The organism is Streptomyces katrae (assembly GCF_000966975.1).
Classification (GTDB): Bacteria; Actinomycetota; Actinomycetes; order Streptomycetales; family Streptomycetaceae; genus Streptomyces; species Streptomyces katrae.
In genome coordinates this window covers 1-1,466 of the sequence record NZ_JZWV01000968.1, presented here as the reverse complement: position 1 = coordinate 1,466, position 1,466 = coordinate 1, and the positions used below count along the sequence as shown (strand labels likewise).

At 73.1% G+C, this 1,466-nt stretch carries 1 protein-coding gene; it reads left to right on the top strand.

The window, feature by feature from the left end; all coding sequences use genetic code 11:
• Positions 1-298: 298 nt before the first annotated feature.
• On the top strand, positions 299-1,466 hold a 1,168-nt coding region (locus VR44_RS30590; protein WP_045950870.1), incomplete at its 3' end, for a CapA family protein.

Genomic DNA, 1,466 nt, shown 5'->3' with positions numbered 1-1,466 from the left:
GTCTGGGGAGGGGCCGGCGGATCCTGCTCGTCCGGCTCCACCCACCCTCACCTGCGCGGAGCCGCCCGGGAACCGTCCGGCGGCGCCGTTGCGCCCAAGCACCCGGGTGGTCCGGTGGGCGGCCGCGCCGGACGATGAACGGTTGAACGGCACGGCGAACGGCCGGGGCCGTCGGAGTGAGGCCCGGACGGGCGGGCGGCGCCGTTCCTTGACTCGGGGCGCCCTCTCCGATGGATTCATAGGGATTGCAGATGATCTGATAATCCACTCTGAATCCATCCAAGGAGAGCTGGGTCAGATGACCAAGCGCACCCGGCGGACCCTCGCCCTGCTGTCGGCCGCCCTGCTGTCCGCCGCGGCCGCCGGCTGCTCCACCACCACCGGCGGCCGCCCCGCACCCGCCCGGCTCGGGTCGAGCGCCGCCGGCGCCCCCGCCGGCACGGCCGGATCCGCCTCCCCCGCCGCCCCCGGCGGGGGCGCCCGGGGCTTCACCCTGGTCGCGAGCGGCGACGTCCTCCCGCACACCTCCGTCATCCAGCGGGCGTCCGCCGACGCGGGCGGCGACGGGTACGACTTCCGGCCCATGTTCTCCGCGGTCAAACCCGTGGTCTCCGCCGCCGACCTGGCCCTGTGCCACATGGAGACCATCTACGGTGACGACGACGGCCCCTTCAGCGGCTACCCCGCCTTCGTCTCCCCGCCCGCCGTCGCCGACGCCCTCAAGGACGCCGGCTACGACGGCTGCTCCACCGCCTCCAACCACACCCTGGACGACGGCGCCGAAGGCCTGAAACGCACCCTCGACCGCTTCGACAAGGTCGGCCTCGGCCACGCCGGCTCCGCCCGCACGGCCGCGGAAGCCGCCCGGACCACCCTCTACTCGGCCGGCACCGCCAAGGTCGCCCACCTCGCCTACACCTACGACACCAACGGCTACCCCATGCCCGACGGCCAGCCGTGGGCGGTCAACCTGATGCGCGAGGACAAGATCGTCGCGGACGCGCGGGCGGCCCGGAAGGCCGGCGCCGACGTGGTGCTAGTCAGCCTCCACCTCCACTGGGGTACCGAGTGGCAGACCGAACCCGACGAGACCCAGCTCTCGCTCGGCAAGGCCCTCACCGCCTCGCAGACCGGCGGCCGCCCGGACATCGACATGATCCTCGGCACGCACGCGCACATCCCGCAGGCCTACGAGAAGGTCAACGGGACCTGGATCATCTACGGCATGGGCGACCAGGTGGCCGGCGAGATGTTCAACCACACCGGCGCCCGCGACATGCGCGGCAACTACGGCTCCATCGGCCGCTTCACCTTCGCCCCGCCCGCCGCGCCCGGACAGCGCTGGCAGGTCACCAAGGCCGAGTTCGTCCCGCAGATGATGGACCTGTCAACCGGCCGGGTCGTCAACCTGCCCGCCGCCCTCGCCCAGGACCCCGGCAACGCCGAGTACGAGGGCGCCCAGGAGG